Origin of the sequence: Rossellomorea aquimaris (assembly GCF_003315075.1) — a bacterium.
Classification (GTDB): Bacteria; Bacillota; Bacilli; order Bacillales; family Bacillaceae_B; genus Rossellomorea; species Rossellomorea aquimaris_C.
Map to the genome: position 1 here is coordinate 42305 of NZ_QNRJ01000021.1, position 16282 is coordinate 58586.

Annotated in this window: 18 protein-coding genes; 4 read left to right on the plus strand and 14 right to left on the minus strand. The window is 38.7% G+C overall.

Translation table 11 applies throughout. From position 1 onward, the window contains the following. Positions 1–66: 66 nt before the first annotated feature. The 4 genes from DET59_RS18080 to DET59_RS18095 are packed head-to-tail and all read right to left on the minus strand — an operon-like array spanning position 67 to position 4644. Positions 67–1173, minus strand: a complete 1107-nt coding sequence (locus tag DET59_RS18080; RefSeq protein ID WP_113970999.1) for a Ger(x)C family spore germination protein — start codon at positions 1171–1173, stop codon at positions 67–69. Beyond that, positions 1170–2273, minus strand: a complete 1104-nt coding sequence (locus DET59_RS18085) for a GerAB/ArcD/ProY family transporter (protein WP_113971000.1) — start codon at positions 2271–2273, stop codon at positions 1170–1172. The genes DET59_RS18080 and DET59_RS18085 overlap by 4 nt, the downstream gene beginning before the upstream one ends. After that, entirely contained in the window at positions 2257–3834 is a 1578-nt protein-coding gene (locus DET59_RS18090; RefSeq protein WP_113971001.1) for a spore germination protein, read from the minus strand. Before DET59_RS18090 ends, DET59_RS18085 begins: the two co-directional genes overlap by 17 nt. A 21-nt stretch (positions 3835–3855) precedes the next feature. After that, on the minus strand, positions 3856–4644 hold the full coding sequence (locus DET59_RS18095) for a nucleotidyltransferase domain-containing protein (RefSeq protein WP_181778229.1): 789 nt from the start codon (positions 4642–4644) through the stop codon (positions 3856–3858). 99 nt (positions 4645–4743) lie between these two features. Between DET59_RS18095 and DET59_RS18100 the strand changes: the two genes are divergently transcribed. Then, the gene (locus DET59_RS18100; protein WP_113971003.1) at positions 4744–5835 is read left to right on the plus strand and encodes an AI-2E family transporter; all 1092 of its coding nucleotides are present in this window, start codon (positions 4744–4746) and stop codon (positions 5833–5835) included. 122 nt (positions 5836–5957) lie between these two features. Here DET59_RS18100 and DET59_RS18105 read toward each other — a convergent pair whose 3' ends face one another. The 3 genes from DET59_RS18105 to DET59_RS18115 form a co-directional block, all read right to left on the minus strand. Continuing rightward, positions 5958–6395: a GNAT family N-acetyltransferase gene (locus DET59_RS18105; protein WP_113971004.1), complete on the minus strand. Its 438-nt coding sequence runs from the start codon at positions 6393–6395 to the stop codon at positions 5958–5960. 119 nt (positions 6396–6514) lie between these two features. Further along, a complete protein-coding gene (locus DET59_RS18110) occupies positions 6515–6784 on the minus strand; it encodes a hypothetical protein (RefSeq protein ID WP_113971005.1) in 270 nt (89 codons plus the stop codon). A 429-nt stretch (positions 6785–7213) separates the two neighbouring features. Then, the gene (locus tag DET59_RS18115; RefSeq protein ID WP_309472482.1) at positions 7214–8701 is read right to left on the minus strand and encodes a glycine betaine uptake BCCT transporter; all 1488 of its coding nucleotides are present in this window, start codon (positions 8699–8701) and stop codon (positions 7214–7216) included. A gap of 256 nt (positions 8702–8957) precedes the next feature. Between DET59_RS18115 and DET59_RS22185 the strand changes: the two genes are divergently transcribed. Continuing rightward, positions 8958–9089: a hypothetical protein gene (locus DET59_RS22185; RefSeq protein ID WP_258549727.1), complete on the plus strand. Its 132-nt coding sequence runs from the start codon at positions 8958–8960 to the stop codon at positions 9087–9089. Between the two features lie 296 nt (positions 9090–9385). On the opposite strand, the gene DET59_RS18120 is transcribed toward DET59_RS22185, so the two are convergent. From DET59_RS18120 to mscL, 4 genes are all read right to left on the minus strand, one after another. Next, positions 9386–9601 carry a hypothetical protein gene (locus tag DET59_RS18120; protein WP_113971006.1) on the minus strand — a complete coding sequence of 72 codons (216 nt, stop codon included), beginning with the start codon at positions 9599–9601 and terminating at the stop codon, positions 9386–9388. A gap of 167 nt (positions 9602–9768) precedes the next feature. Then, positions 9769–9966 (minus strand): cold-shock protein CspD, encoded by a 198-nt coding sequence (cspD, locus tag DET59_RS18125; RefSeq protein ID WP_032088076.1) that lies wholly within the window; start codon positions 9964–9966, stop codon positions 9769–9771. Between the two features lie 186 nt (positions 9967–10152). After that, on the minus strand, positions 10153–10707 hold the full coding sequence (locus tag DET59_RS18130; protein ID WP_113971007.1) for a DinB family protein: 555 nt from the start codon (positions 10705–10707) through the stop codon (positions 10153–10155). Between the two features lie 81 nt (positions 10708–10788). Continuing rightward, on the minus strand, positions 10789–11172 hold the full coding sequence (mscL, locus tag DET59_RS18135) for a large conductance mechanosensitive channel protein MscL (protein ID WP_113971008.1): 384 nt from the start codon (positions 11170–11172) through the stop codon (positions 10789–10791). Between the two features lie 251 nt (positions 11173–11423). On the opposite strand from mscL, the gene DET59_RS18140 reads away from it, so the two are divergent. Beyond that, a complete protein-coding gene (locus tag DET59_RS18140; protein WP_258549728.1) occupies positions 11424–11672 on the plus strand; it encodes a DUF2164 domain-containing protein in 249 nt (82 codons plus the stop codon). Between the two features lie 33 nt (positions 11673–11705). Here the strand turns inward: DET59_RS18140 and DET59_RS18145 are convergent, their stop codons facing one another. The 3 genes from DET59_RS18145 to DET59_RS18155 form a co-directional block, all read right to left on the minus strand. Continuing rightward, the gene (locus DET59_RS18145; protein WP_113971009.1) at positions 11706–12155 is read right to left on the minus strand and encodes a hypothetical protein; all 450 of its coding nucleotides are present in this window, start codon (positions 12153–12155) and stop codon (positions 11706–11708) included. A 955-nt stretch (positions 12156–13110) separates the two neighbouring features. Beyond that, positions 13111–13728 carry an NUDIX hydrolase gene (locus tag DET59_RS18150; protein ID WP_113971010.1) on the minus strand — a complete coding sequence of 206 codons (618 nt, stop codon included), beginning with the start codon at positions 13726–13728 and terminating at the stop codon, positions 13111–13113. Between the two features lie 192 nt (positions 13729–13920). Next, positions 13921–14901 carry a cation diffusion facilitator family transporter gene (locus DET59_RS18155; protein ID WP_113971011.1) on the minus strand — a complete coding sequence of 327 codons (981 nt, stop codon included), beginning with the start codon at positions 14899–14901 and terminating at the stop codon, positions 13921–13923. Positions 14902–15060: 159 nt separating this feature from the next. Between DET59_RS18155 and DET59_RS18160 the strand changes: the two genes are divergently transcribed. Beyond that, on the plus strand, positions 15061–16122 hold the full coding sequence (locus DET59_RS18160; RefSeq protein ID WP_113971012.1) for a DUF3900 domain-containing protein: 1062 nt from the start codon (positions 15061–15063) through the stop codon (positions 16120–16122). Positions 16123–16282: the final 160 nt, after the last annotated feature.

Here is a 16282-nt window from a genome sequence, read left to right on the forward strand (position 1 = left end):
ATAAAAATGTCCAGCCTATAAGTAGTGGAACTATTAAAGGCTGGACATTTTTGATAAAGATACATATTAATTAATAATCCCGTGTCCCACGATATCCACTTTTAAAGTCGGTTCAATGGTAATGGTGGGGTATGTTTCTTCCCAATTAATTTTCTCCCATGTTTTTGGGTGATATGCAATTAACTCCCTACCAATTCCAAATAAATCTGAGTTGGCAAGTTGAATTTTTTCAATCATTTTTTTTGCATCTTCTGTTAAGTCCTTTGAGATTTTTTTATTCAGTTTTTTGAGTTCACTCTTGTCAGTTAATTTGTCCTTAGGGTACTCTACGATTGAAATATCCATTTTTACATCGATTTCCACCTGAATATTCTCTGGTGTGTCTGAGACAATTTTAAGCTTGGATTTAGATTTAGAAACATTGTACGTAATATAATTGTCAATGTTCATTTTATTATCATTCTCTATTTTTGAAACGAATCGTGTTCGCTTTGCTTGTTGATTGTTCATAAGCAGATATAAAGATGATTCTTTAAAGGATAAGGTACCCGATAGTGAATTCTTGTGAAAAATTGCTGTTCCATCTAATACAACTTCTCCATCTTTCATTTTAAGGAGAGGAAGTGCAAAATCCTTACCTTGATCAAACATTATTGTACAAACTGTTTGTAAATTTTGTTTAGGAATTCCTGTAGAAACTTCCGCACTTGTAAGTAATTCTATAATAAATTCAGAAATCAATACATTTTTCTCACTCAATTTAGTGAGGATGTCTCCCCCATTTCCTTCCACCACGGCCAATTTAGCAGAAATGGAGCTATTGGGATCACGGTAAAAAATATCTAAAAATTTATAAATATCTTTCTTAGCCAATTCTTCCCCCAATAAGAAGACCCGGTTTTTTGAGGGTTCAAATACTCCGGAAAGTTTCCTATCCATATTCATTCTTGTTTCACGAATCGTTTTCCCTTCACCTTGTATCACCACATTAGTGGGGGTTTGATCTTTAAAGTCACGAATGATGGCAGTCGCTCTAATGGTATCCTCATCAACCTGGTCAAAGGAAGAAGAAAAAACAAGCCTACCGTTTTTCAGTAACCGTTGATCCCAACACCCTGCCAAAGAAAGGTTAATGATAAGCAGAACGATTCCTATAATGAACTTTTTCTTCATACGTTCTTCCCTCTTTCCTTTTTCTTGAAAATAAAAGAGATTCCTAAAAAAAGAAATGGAATGACAAGTATGAATAAATAGGATGTATTAATCACCCATTTGTTGTACAACTCCATTTCTGCTTCTTTATTGGGAATTAAGGCAATGATAAAAGATAAACTGCCAAAGAAAATTGTTACGACAGAACGATTGATTCGTTTAAACGTATGAGCGACTCCCTCCGTTGATAGAAAAAGGTAGCTGGTTAACGAAGTTATGACACTTACCACCCAAAGGGAAACAAATACCAAATCAATTCTCTCGACAATTTGCAAATACAGGGATTTCACATAGTATAGTACCGGCTGAGGAATAATGACTATTTCTTCAGGACTGAACGTCACAAGACTGACTATTGTGAGAAATGCATAGAGCAATGTCACAAAGAGATTGGCCATCGAAGCTGAGAATAAGACGGTCCGTTCCCCATTATGCTGGAAATAAGGAAAAAGAAACAAAAGCAATTCAAAACCAAGCATTGAAAAATATGCTTCTTTTATCCCTTTTAGAATATTGGTTCCTCCTGAGTGACCAATCGGAAGCAAATACCTCCAATCAACAGGATAAATGATCAATACAACGATAGATATCAAGATCAGAAAGAAAATCAATCCCGAAACGACCACATAAACATTGCAGATGTCAGATAATAATTCCCTTCCTAAATAAACTGCGGTTCCCATCAATAGAAACATAATGATCCATTTTGGTGTAAGTGTCAGCACCCACGTTTTGATGATGGCAGTTGAATACATCATAATAAGGCTGGTAACTAGCAATCCATAAATGACATAGGAAATATTGATGAATGTTCCTCCTGCTTTTCCTACTAATTGCATTGAATATTGAAAAAGGGATTTAGCAGGGAACCTTCTGCCCAAGACCCAAAATATCGTGATAAATAATTGAACAACAATACCAGCCAGCAATACTGAAATCCAAGCATCACCTTTGGAGACGGAAAATACGCTGAATGGAAGGCCAAGAACCCCTACTCCAATTTGTGTTTGGACAATGAATAACATCAACTGTATGGAAGTAAGATTACTCTGATTCTTCATTTTTTTTCCATCCTCGAGGATCTGTCGTTTTCCACTTATACTGTGGTTTCAAATCCTTTGGCCTTTCTTTCATCAGCCACATGGGAACACGAATAAAGGTGTCTTTCAGTGATTTGAAATCCAAAGGCGCAACAGGGTATAAATAGTATTGACCTAATGATTTTAGCGTCGACATATGGATCAACAGCAACATCAACCCGATTACTATTCCGAGGACCCCAAATAAAGCTGCAAATATCATGAGGGGAAAACCTAGTATCCTAACGGAAGTACTCATTTCATTAGATGGAATAACGAAAGAAGATATAGCTGTAATCGCCACTACGATAACCATGGTATTTGAAACCAGGTTCGCTTCTACAACAGCCGTCCCGATAACAAGTCCCCCCACCACCCCAATGGTTTGTGCGATAGGGTTCGGTAAACGGATAGCAGCTTCTCGAAGTAATTCCAATGTTAACTGCATAATGGCCGCTTCAATCAATGGAGGAAATGGAACATACTCCAGGGAGCTTTTAATCGAAAATATTATTTCCACCGGTATGATCTCATAATTGTAGGAGATGACAGCTATATAAAAAGCGGGTAGACAAAGAGTAGCAATAAAACTGATTAATCTGATGAATCGCACGAATGAACCGATAAATGCCCGATTATTATAATCCTCAGCGGTTTGAAAGAAAGACAAGAAGTTAACAGGCAAGAGTAAAACGGTAGGACTTCCTTCCATTAGTAGTGCTATTCTGCCCTCCATTAGATTACCAGCTACCCGGTCCGGCCGTTCCGTATTTAAAAACTGCGGAAATGGAGAAAACGAATTATCTTCTAAAAATTCTTCGAAATACCCAGGGGACTGAACTGCATCTGCTTGAACATAATTGATCCGGTCCTCAATCGTTTTCACCAATTTTAGATTTGTTAAATGCGATAAATAAACCAAAGCGTATTTTGTCCTTGTTGTTTCTCCTATACTGGAATATTTCACAGTCAGTTTCGGACTTGATATTCTCTCTCTAATAAGCTGCACGTTTTCCGTGATATTTTCACTGAAGCCTTGATGTGACCCTCTAATCACCTTTTCGTTTATTGGTTCGAAACGATTTGTAAGAATTTTAGGCATACTGATAAAGGTCAGGATTTCACTGTCTTCGGTTAGTAAAAGGCAGTGTCCATCCACCATTGCACTGAGTGCCTCGTCTAAATACAATGTTTCTTTGATGCTATTACTGCTTACGACATCACGTATATCGCCGGAACCTTTCTCTAATAAAGGTTTGATAATATACGTCTGTAAGCTCCTATTATCAATGACAGAATCAATAAACATTATGGTCAATATTTTACTATTAAAAGTTAATTCTCTTAGTTTTAAATCATCAGTATTAAATAAACCATTACGAAAGTAAGAGACTTTCTCTTCAAGAGTGAGAAATTCAGGCACAACTTCTTCTTTTTCTGAAAGCAGCTGCTTTGGTATTCTTCTATTCCTTTTATTAAACGAACTCATATTAGCACCTTCAGTAAGAATCTTTTTTTCTATGCTTCCCAAATTAGGTGCCATTATGCATCTCCAAGGTTCCTGTTAACCTTCCTCCCTGTCTAAAAGTACACCCCATACATTTTCTAAAATGTTTAAGAACGTTTCGTTTATTTCTCCCCATTGAAACGATTCATCGCTGGGCAGATCCTCCAGAGTCCCCTCCATTTTAAGTAAATCTTCTCTTATGTACTTTTCCATAAACATTAAGATGGGGAACGGAACCACCTTCCCATTTACTCTTGATAGGAGCATAGAGGAGATGGTATCCTTCACTTCTTCATTCATAGTAATAGAGTCAACCATTTCGTTCATCCCATTTGGTGGAAACGTTTGATACTCTTTAATCCACTTATAAGCAAGCCACGGTCTGATAATCGTCATCATTTCCTTCAAGTCTTTGATTTCCTCTTTCGAATACTTTTCCATATTGCGTTTACCCATGTGATAATAATGAATCAAACAGCGGGCTGGAGAAAAAGTCTGGTCTCTCAGCTTTCTGACTTTCTCTATGTCCGGGTGCTCAATATACACATTTTCATTTGTTAACCACTCCATTAGAGAAGGGTTTGATTTACGCAGAAGCTTGAGTGCTTTACTAAGGTCCCATCCGCTGAATTCAATGGAATACTGTGCAGGCCATACAATAACGTCCTTGGTCCCTTGAAGATTTAAATATGCGGGCACCTCCCGTATATATATAAACCGGACATCATAATCGCTTTCATCTGTATGATACCCCCATGCCCGACTCCCGGCTTCGACGGCATACAGAATCCTGACTCTCTCTTCTCTTTCGATATTTTTCAACTTATCCAGAATGATTTTTCTCACAAAATAATTCTCCTTGTCCTCTATATATTAGTAGGGTTTTCCTTTCAGTATTTGATATACTTAATCACACAAACAAGTCGATAGGTAGAGGTGAATAGCTTGACCAAGAAAAAGATGTACTCATGGAGCCTTCAGATTCTCATTATTCTTACCATTATTTATGTTTCAACAAAGATTTCATTTTTATTTGAACCGATTGTCGTCTTCGCTTCAACATTATTTTTCCCGATCATCATTTCAGGATTTCTGTATTTTTTATTAAATCCATTAGTCAATCTCCTGGAAAAGGCAAGATTGCCGAGAACCATTGCCATCATCGTGCTTTATGCTGCTATTATTGGAGTGATGGTGTTAATTATAGGGAATATCGCGCCGATTCTCTCGAAGCAGATCACAGGGTTGTTCAATGAGCTTCCGGAGTATGCAAGACAAACTAGGAATTTTATCGAATACTTATCTGAGACTCAACAATTCAAATGGATGATGAGTCAGGATTATGTGTCACTAAAAGATGTAGAAAAACAGTTAATGGACTTTGCTAATACATTACCAGATAATATTACAACTGCTCTTAAAGGATTAGTAAGTGTTCTGACCAGTATAACGATCCTGATTGTCACCGTCCCTTTTCTATTATTCTTTATGTTTAAAGACGGCCATAAATTTCCTAAGGCCATTTCAAAATTTCTGCCTCCTGCCTACCGGGAAGAAGGGATCAACACTTTAAAGGATACGAGTGATACACTTGCCGCATACATACAGGGACAATTGACGGTAGCTTCTTTTGTGGGGACCCTGACGTTTATCGGGTATTTGATCATTGGACTTCCCTACGCATTGGTGATGGCGTTAATAGGGGCGGTAACAAACATCATTCCGTTTATCGGTCCATTTATCGGTGCTGCACCTGCCATCATCGTGGCCCTGTTTGATTCACCGACGAAAGCCATTCTCGTCATTGTGGTGGTCACGATTGCCCAACAAATAGAGGGGAACCTCCTTTCACCCCTGATTTTAGGCAAGCGCCTCGATACTCATCCAGCGACGATAATCATTTTATTGCTGGTGGCTGGAAACCTGGCAGGTATTCTTGGAATGATCCTGGCCGTTCCTTTTTACGCGGTAACAAAAACCATTGTGTTAAATTTAGTGAAGTTTATTAAACTGAGAAGATCTGCTATTCAAGAATGATAATGGAGAAACAACCGGGCTTTTCCCGGTTGTTTATTTATGTCGTGACTAAATGTGGAAGCTGTATAGGAAGAAGGTTAAGGAGCAGATATGTCATTTTTATATTGCCTCGATCCCAACAATCATATCTGTTTATACATAATCACATGTGGCCCGATTGGTTCTATTTCAAATACGTCCCCAAACTGAGTTAAGCCCAATTTTTCATAATATTGCCCAGCCGAAATTCTGGCATTGCACCACCACATTTCACAGCCTTTTTCTCTTAGAACCTTTTCGCTGTATTCGATGAGCTGCTTTCCAATGCCATTCCCCCTGTAATCCTTAAGAGTGGCCATTCCCCTTAGCCGGTAAGGGAGACATCCATTTAAACCCGGTTGTGCCTCCTGATAAAAGGAACCGATACTGATCAGCACCTTTCCTTCAAAAACGCCAATGTGAAAGGAACTATCGTCTGAATCTCCTTCATAATGACACTCCTCTATTGATTGCGTCGGCCTTAAGATTTCTTGTCTAATGGCATATGTATCGGTAGCTGAAATAAAACGAATGCGAGTCATTTTCACCCTCCACTTTGATCTGAGTTTTTCATCTCCATTTTATCATAGCATCTTCGTCATATTAGAGGTGAATAAGAAAAGGAGCAATCCCTCCATAGGAAATCGCTCCCCTCGCTTACTTATTTCTTTTTAAATAACTTATTGGATGCACCCTTGACTGCCTTGCTTGCTGTGTCTACTGTTTTCCCGACCATTTTGTTTCCGGTATTGCTAACATTTTTCACAAAATCTGCCGATGTATCTGACACTTTCCCTACAAGTCCGCCTTTACCGCTAACACTTTTGATTATTTCGTTAGCTGTGTCTGCCGTTTTATTGACTAGTCCGCTGGCTTGCTTTGACGTGTTCTTTACTAAGTCACTTGGAGTATTTCGTTTGTCTTCAGACATGGTGTTCTCCTCCTTAGAAAAAGACTCATCACTATCCCTATGTCATCGAACTTGAAAGTATGCTGATTCAGTGACTATCTTTTTACCTGTTTTAGATATTCTGTCGATAAAACCGTTTCGTGCATATCGTTCTCTCTCATTTCGACCCAATAGGCGGAAGCATGAGCTCTTGAACTCACTACTTTATAAAGATTTTCACCTATGAAATGTAAAGCAGCTCCATCATCCGCCCCATAGCCTGCTTGAAGTTTCCCTTTACGGATAAATGAATGAAAAAGGGGACGCCGATCTTTTTCGCCGTCATAGGCGTATCATTATTTCATTGAATCAAAAAATTCCAATAGAAAAACCCTCTATACGAAATAGAGGGTTCATCACTTATTTTATTTCATCTCCTGTTAAGTAACTCACTTACCAGCAGCAGACGTTCTATTCTTTCTTTTTCATTTTCATTTCTTTTTGGAATGAAAGAATTAATCCATATGTCATGACAAATAAGATTATCCCCAATGGTAAGGCTGTGATGATGGTGGCTGCTTGCAATCCACTGATACCGCCAGTCCCCATCAGGATCGCCGCAATGGCAGCCAGTACGATCCCCCAGCTGAACTTCACGAAGAATGGAGGATTCAAACTTCCATTAGACGTTTGCATCCCCAGTACAAATGTTGCCGAGTCGGCCGACGTCACAAAGAAAGTGATAATCAAGATTAGGGAAATAATTGAAAGGACCCCACTTAGAGGCATTTGATCATATACATAAAATAATGCCGTCTCCAAACTTTGACCCGCTACATCTACACCTTGAACAAAGTCGTAATACAATCCTGTGCCTCCGAATACTCCAAACCACAGGGCGCATACGATTGTAGGCACAATGATGACGGCGATGATAAACTCACGAACAGTCCTTCCTTTTGAAACCCTCGCAATAAAGGTTCCCACAAACGGTGTCCATGAAATCCACCATGCCCAATAAAAGATCGTCCAATCCTTCACCCATTGATTATTCTCCACATTAAATGGTGAAAAGCGTAACCCCATACTAGGAAGGTTTTGAACATAGCCCCCAAAAGTGGTCAAAAACAATTCCAGGACAAATTGCGTAGGACCTGCGATGAGAAAGACAATGAATAACAAGACCGCCAATATCATATTGGCATTACTCAAATATTTAATTCCTTTAGATAAACCAGTTGCAGCAGAAGTAATAAATAGAACCGTTGCAACTCCCATGATGATCAGCTGAACTTTAAAGTCAATCGGGGTTCCCATCAGGTAATTAAGTCCACTGTTAATTTGTTGTGCACCAATTCCAAGTGAGATCGCTACACCGAAAATCGTGGCAAACACAGCGACAATATCAACAATATACCCTATTGGACCTTTCACTCTGTCCCCAATGACTGGATATAATGTGGCACTCATCAACCCTGGCATGCCCTTTCTGAATTTATAATAGGCAAGGGCCAATGCTACGACTGCATAAATGGCCCAGGCATGGAATCCCCAATGAAGATATGTATAGCGTAATCCGATTTTAGCTGATTCTATGGTCCCGCCTTTTCCAAATGGTGGAGTGGAATAATGAGAAACAGGTTCCGATACTCCATAGAATAGGAGTCCGATTCCCATTCCTGCACTAAAGAGCATGGCAAACCATGTCAATGTGGAATATTCAGGTCGATCAGTGTCCTTCCCTAATCGAATCTTCCCATATTTACTAAATGCAAAGAAGATGGCGATGATGAAAAAGAATGAAGCTGAAAATTGATAAAACCAGCCAAATTTGTCCAGAAGAACTCCTTGGGTATTGGACATGATATCAATCAATGCCTGAGGAAAAATAACCCCCCAAGCCACAAAAATGATGCCGATGGTAATCGCAATCCAAAACATTGGTGTGAAATTTTTCAAATGACTTCCCCCTTAATTCGTTGATGTAGCTCTATCATGTAGAAATAGGTATGTAAAGAAAATAAATGCACAAACTTATTAGTACCCCCCTTTTCAAAGGGCTAAACTAGTAAGTAACTGGAAAGTGAGGGACGGACCTCTTCAAGGTCCGTCCCTCACTCTAAATTTGAATATGGAAACTTCACAAGTTTAATTTGATTTTTCATGTATCTTTTTTTCTTTTCGGGGCAAATTATAGTAGACGGAGGTGATAATCATGACTAACAACAACAACAACAAACCACAACAACAAAAAAATGAAGCAGAATTTGCTCAAGAGCAAAACGCTGCTGAAAGAGCTAGAAAAGCTGCTAAACAACAAAATCAACAAAACCAACAAAATAAATAAAACATAGTGACACAATTGAATACTTAACAAGAGACTAGTCAACGGACTAGTCTCTTTCTATGGAGCCCGTCACTATCAGTGAAGGAATTCTTAAAACAACTCCTTAATGTGTAAAAATGGACCTTCACGATAACTCTTATGTGTTGAATAGATTCCATCTAATGATGAACATTTCCCTCATACATATTTAACATAGAAAAACCTCCCAGGATTGTTCCGGAAAGGTTAGTGTGATTAGCTTATTCTTATTGATATGAAGTGTGCACATGGACAGAAATAAGGTGAATTCAGCCAGGTTAAGCCTGATCTTTCTTCTTTAACGGTTTGTACGCAACAAAAATAGCAAGTACAGCTGCTGCGACATTGATTAAAGTCCCGATAACGGGAGATCCTTTAAACCCATTACTATGATACAAATTTGTTAAAATCAGACCAGCAATAATACTTAATATGATGTTACTTCCTATGAAAACTCCAATAAAAATAAAAAATTTCTTAGCGTTTTTCCACAAAATTCAGCACTCCAATAAATAAAGTATCGTTACCAGTACAGTAACAGAATTTTTCAGGAAAAACCAGTATAGATACTGAACAGAGTCGAGTATCCACTGGACGTGGGAAGACACAAAAAAACAGAGCACGTCAGCCGACGTACTCTGTTTGGAGTTTTACGATTGAATTACTTTTGAACGTTAGCTGCTTGTGGTCCACGAGCACCTTCAACGATTTCAAATGTAACGTCTTGACCTTCTTCTAATGATTTGTATCCTTCACCTTGGATAGCAGAGAAGTGAACAAAAACATCGTCTTGACCTTCAACTTCGATGAAACCGAAACCTTTTTCAGCGTTAAACCATTTAACTTTACCTTGTAACATAAAACAAGTACCTCCTAGTGCAGTTGCACATAAAAATATTTATATTCCTGCTCTGATTAAAATTCAAGACGAATGTTCTTCAATCGTGCATATTAACCGAACAAAAATAACTATCTTTACTATAACAGAATCTCATGCAAAATTCAAGAATTTGAATGGGTCTTTTTGTAAAATACGATGTAGGATTTAGTCCACGATTGAAATATTGTGTTCTTTTGCATAGAGTTTTTTGATCATGCGAATTTGTCCCCTATGATTGATTTCATCTTCAAATACATGAAACCATTTAAAGAAGTTATTTCCCTTTTCACCGTACCACCAGTCCGTTTCTTCATATAGCCAAGTTTCATCCAGTTGTTTGAACTGCTCCACCGTTTTGTTCCTGGTCATCTGCAAGTTCTCAAGGTAAAATTCGACTTTATTCCCTTTAATCCTTTCGGCTGCCTTACTGCCTAAGCTTAAGGCAGGTTCCAAGGTCATTGCGTATTCCTCAATTTCATCATCACTTAGGTTTCCGAAGGTAAGGACCTGATAAATTTTTTCAACTGCATCAAAATGGGCAAGAAGCATACCGATTGAATTTGCTTCATCGTGACAACGATAGTCAAGCATTTCAACCGGTAAGTTCTCAACTTCGCTAACAGAAGTGAACCGTGCATAGTCCATCATTGAAAGGAGTAAAGAAAAGTCTTTCTTCATTCCATTTTTTTCTTTAATTAAATATAATGAGTTGATTTCCATTGTTTCTCCCCCTCTTGTTCTTCTCTTACTATATATTGGATAAATAAAGGAAATCTCCTTGTTTTTTTGTCGATTAATCAATTATTCAGGACTGTGCCGGGGATCTTTTAATAAATCACGTATCTCTTTAAGAAGCTCTTCCTTCTGATCGACCTTCACTTCCGCTTTGATCTCTTCTTTGCGTTCCATTTTCTTATATAGCCGAATAATAAAGAATATAACGAGGGCTATGAGGAAGAAATCCACTACGTTTTGCAGGAACACCCCATATGTAATGACAGCTTCTCCTACCGTAACTTTTAAGTTCGTAAAGCTGATGCCACCAAGCAATATACCTAGAAGGGGCATAATGATATCATCGACCAGGGATTTAACGATTTTACCAAAAGCAGCACCTATAATGACCGCCACTGCAAGATCTATGACATTACCTTTCACGGCAAACTTTTTAAACTCCTGCCACATTCGCATTCTCCTTTAGTCTATATATGACGTACAGGCACTTGGCCTGTCAGGATTTAGTTTGCCACAATTATACAAATTTATATGTTGGATGACTTTCTTTCTGCTACACTAGCCTTTCAGAATTTCATTGTTTTCTTTGTTCATATTTGACATACATATTGTTTGATTAAAAATTCCCAAGGCTGGGATTCATACCTGTAATCGGCCCGTTATGTTACGATGGAAGAAAGTCGATGGGAGGATTATCTATCATGTTTACGAAGATACCAAAAGAACAGAAAGATACTATGATTGAGCGAATTCAGACATTTCATTATAAGCAGACCGGTGATGAAATTGGAGATTTAGGTGCTGGTAATTGGTTTGATTTCTTTATGAAAGAGATTGGTCCATACCTCTATAATCAGGGAGTGATGGATTCTAAAGATGTATTGATGGATAAGATGCTTCTTCTCGAGGACGATTTGTATGCCTTAAAAAGACCGGTCAATACCAAGTAATCAGGACAGACAAAGGAGCAGGTCATTGCGGACCTACTCCTTTGTTACATTATGAAGAACTTGATCATCAATTCGACCGTTATCATTAACAAGTTCAATCGTGACGGCTTCTTTATCTTTATTCTTTATTTCACTCATTAACTTATCGATCTCTTCCGGCTTTTTAATATCCACTGTTTTCTTAACCTCAAACTCTTGTGGTGATTCTCCCTGTTTACGGCTCTTTAACTCCTCATCTGTATAAATCAGATCCGTTCCCAGTGCATTTTTAATCGTGGCTCCCTGCAGGTAGAAACGGGTTTGAAACGGAGTATCCGGTTCAAGTGCTTTGTCTGAGAGCACTCCTCTGAATGTAATCGTATTGGCCTTTTCATTTATTGTCACTCCACCACTCATCACCATTTCAGCAGCATTCCGGTTACAGGCACTTAATAGAACGGCCATAAGGATTACGGCTATGATTACTACTTTTGATCCTTTCACTAAGGTGTCCCCCTTATATGTATGTACTATATTATTTTACCAAATGTTAAATGAAAAGTGGAAATGGATGATAGGGGAAATATAAGAAATTAATAATTGAGATAGGATTCAGGGGACATACTGAGTTGAGGTATGTATTTTTTTAATAAATAAAAATAGAAGTCCTGGGGTGTAAGGACTTAGCCATCCTATTTTATCTTTGCATAACAATACGAAAAATCACTTGGTGGCTGGATCGAAGTAGCCATGTATACTCCTGGCTATCGTACACAGAGTGTGTACCGATTTCCTATATAGCTTTTTTGATTCTTCATTATTTCGGTTTGATCTTACCACCAATCGATAACATCCAATAAATCAATCGGACGATTTTTAAGATTTCGTTAGATTAATCATTTCAAATAGAGAAGCAAAGGAGTCTTAGATGAACGGCATAGGATTCTCCGTTATATATGGGCTTAATGACTTCATGAACATGATGAAATTGTACGTTTTTCTAAGGAGCATAAAGAAAATTCCTATTCATTACTTTTTGAGATGCTTATTACATACAGCTTTAAGGATAAACATTTTTTCCTGTACACTTAGCATTCTCCAGCATTTAGCGCGAATAATCATCGTTATTTCCCCTCTCCTTATTTTCATCATCTTTTGCTTACTTTTCTTTACCTCCATTTAAACCATTACAAACACTTCAATTTGCTACATATTTACAAACAAAAATACTTTCTCCGACATGTTGCCCTATCGAAAAAAGTATTAATTGAAAACGAATGTCAATACGTATAGGTAATTGTAGAATTTCTTTTTAGAAAAATGCTGTTTTCGTAAATTTTGTTGTTTTAAAAAAAGCGAGTAGTGGTTGATTTCCGCTCCAATCAACTTTCTTAGCATGATTTTTTTCTAAATCTACTTCTAGATATAGTTTTAGATTATAGCTTATTGAAAAGACTATTCACGAAATGTGTTTCACAAAATGATGAAGAACTCTGGCGGTTAATCCCCATATGACTTTGTCTTCATAGTAGTAAAAGTGTTCTTTCATATTTCTAGCCTGCCAGTTGTAATTTTCTCCGCCTGGAATTTGTTTGAACGGAAAGCTCTCTTCCGGCTCCATCTTGAACTTGATGTTATACAAGTCAGGTTCCCTTTCCTGTAGATAGGTCAATGGTGTAGTAAAGATTTCCTCCACCTCAGCTTGATTCGGTTTTAACTCTTTTATGGATACATTTATTTTGCCTACGTATGGATAAATGATGGTCCCAAAAGGAGACACGATATAATCAAGGGGATACACATCTGTAATGGTGTCTGCATGAATTCCCAGTTCTTCTGATGTCTCACGAATAGCTGCTGCTTTCTCATCCGAATCACTTCGATCTATCCGCCCTCCAGGAAAACAAATTTCCCCTGGCTGTCTTCTCATGTTTAAGGAACGAACTTCAAATAAAACATGCGTTTGGCCGTTGACCTCAATCAAAGGAAGTAGAATAGCATATTCAGAAAATGTTTCACTTCCAAGTATTCTGGGTGTTCTCTCTTTGAATAGCTGCAGTATCTCATTCACATCCATTCTATCTCCCCTCCTCACATAATCTATTCTATGATTTTCTTTATTATAGTATGAACATGAAGCAAGACCAAACTATACGTTTTCCCAGCCCCCTATTCCATTCTTTCGTGTACGGATGGAAGCTTAGAAGACTTATTTTAATCCTGAACGAATAAACATCCTGCTGAACTTCTCGGCAGGATGCTCTGTTTCTTATTGAGGTTCCGGTTTACTTCCTTTCCATTCCTGAATTCCATCATCCTCGATGATCCCCAACGTTACGTCCGCAATATCCGGATCACTCATTAATTTATCCTGTATGGCGAACTTAATATCATCTGCTTCTGAAAGTGGTAATCCTCTTTTCAGTTCAAGATACGATTCAACATGATAGTATCGTCCTTCCTGAGTGATCCTCAGTTTGAAGATATCAATTACTGCTTCGTGCTCAAATATCGTACTAGCGATTCGGTCCTCGACTTCCTTCGGGGCAGCAACTCCTATCAGACCGACCATGTTGTCATAACCGACCCTAAAAGCCACTCCTACCATAAGGAATCCAATGACAATGGTGACGATTCCATCCAAAAGCTGATAGGCAGTGAAGTAGGACACCAATACAGCAATCAGGGCTAACATAGCCCCTGAAACAGCAACCAAATCCTCATAAAACACGAGCCTTGTCGGTGGTGAAGCACGCTTTACGTTTTTAAACGCTCCTGAGAAAATTCCCAAACCCGTGCTTTCTGCCCTTGCTTCCTGTCCAATTTCCTTCATTACTTTATAAAGAATGGCACCATCGATTAGGATATTCAGTAACAATACCGACACATTCAGCCAAATGCCCTTTACCTCAGCGGGATGTTTTAGTAAATGAATCCCTTCCCGTATGGTTTCATAGGCCATAATGGAAACAACGATAACCGCAATCATACAAAAAAGATTGATGACTCTTCCGAAGCCTGTCGGAAATTTCTCCGTTGGTTGCTTCTCAGATAGAACACTTCCGATAAACACAAAACCCTGATTCACTGCATCAGCTAACGAATGCATCGCCGAGGCAAACATTGCTCCACTTCCACTGATGAAGTAAGCTATCCCTTTTGCAATCGCCAGAATCCCGTTCCCCACCATGGCGAAAAACGATGACTTGTTTCCTTTCTTCACCAATGAAAAAAAAGATTGATTCCCCACATAGCACACCACCTATACTTAATTCTTAACAAGTAGTATCTCACCAGAATGAACTTTCATAAGTCAATTGACGAACCTTTTCAGCTTTTCTATACTGTAACAATGAATGTATAGATGATTACATGTAAAACGAATCTATTTAGGTCAGGAGAACATAACATGGATTTTACTATTCAGAACCTTTCCTTCTATTTAATACAAGTAGAGGGCAAAGGCGAAGAAGCCGATAAACGGCATAAGCATTTTCAGACGTTAACGGGAACCGAGTATGAAGAAAGTCCCTTAAAAAGCTTTTTAGATGGCGAACTAACCAAAATTGTGAAGCGGAAGGTAGACCGACATTCAAAGTCAGAGTCTGCCCCCACAAAAATTGGACGCTTTGTAGTAGAACCGGGTCATGAGCTGACTTCCAATCCAAATTATAATTTATTTCACCGTACCCGGTTTGCCGAAAACAAAGAGGACTTTCGCAAAGCCTGTGATCAAATTGTTCAAATGTACATAGAAGCGAGTGCTATCCGAGGTGGAGCATTCCTCGTTGCGACTGCAAAGCTGACGAAATTCTTTGATGATCCCTTTGTGTTCATCATGAAATGTGATTTCGAACCAAAGGTTGCCACCATAACCGATGAAGCGACTCTGATTCACAATGTTGAAATGGCGATTACGACGAAAAACATGAAATCCATCCAATATCCCTATATGCCTGAAGAAGGAATGATGGACTCTGCCGAAATCAAAATCCATCAAGCTTCACACGCCAGATACTTTGAAGATTTCTTGAAATGGGTGGAATATGAAAAGTCCATGCCCGAAATCGTAAAATCCCAAGTTTACGGGATGGTGAAGGAACATATTTCAGAAACCTATGCTGAAGAGAGTGATGAACGTGTTGAATTTGAAGAAGCGGTGGAAGAATGGGCAATCAGTCCTAAGCGCGAGCTTCAGGAAAGGTTCACAACTGAACAAGTGGTAGAAGCCACCTCCCAAATCGTCGAACAATCACCTGAAGTCGAACTGAAAGTAAAACTTGACCATGTTTCCGTGAAAGCCCTTCTCTCCGACTTTGGTGACAGCATTCATCTGGCAAAAGTGAACGGTCGATATGTACTGATGATTGAAAGCGAGTCCGTCATGTTCGAAAAAGGCTTCTCCCCGCTGGAATTTTTAAAACCTGATGAGCTGCATGAAGTGATACAGCGAATACAAGAAAAAGAATAAGCTGGTGGCTGTGCCAAAAATAAAAATGCCACGATTTGAAGACGAACAATAGAAGTGTATGTTCTTAATACCGCTAATGATTTCCGTGCAAGACTACGCTTTCCGCGGGTAGCCCGTGAGCCTCCTCGGCAAGCCTGCGGGGTCTCACATAAGCTACTTT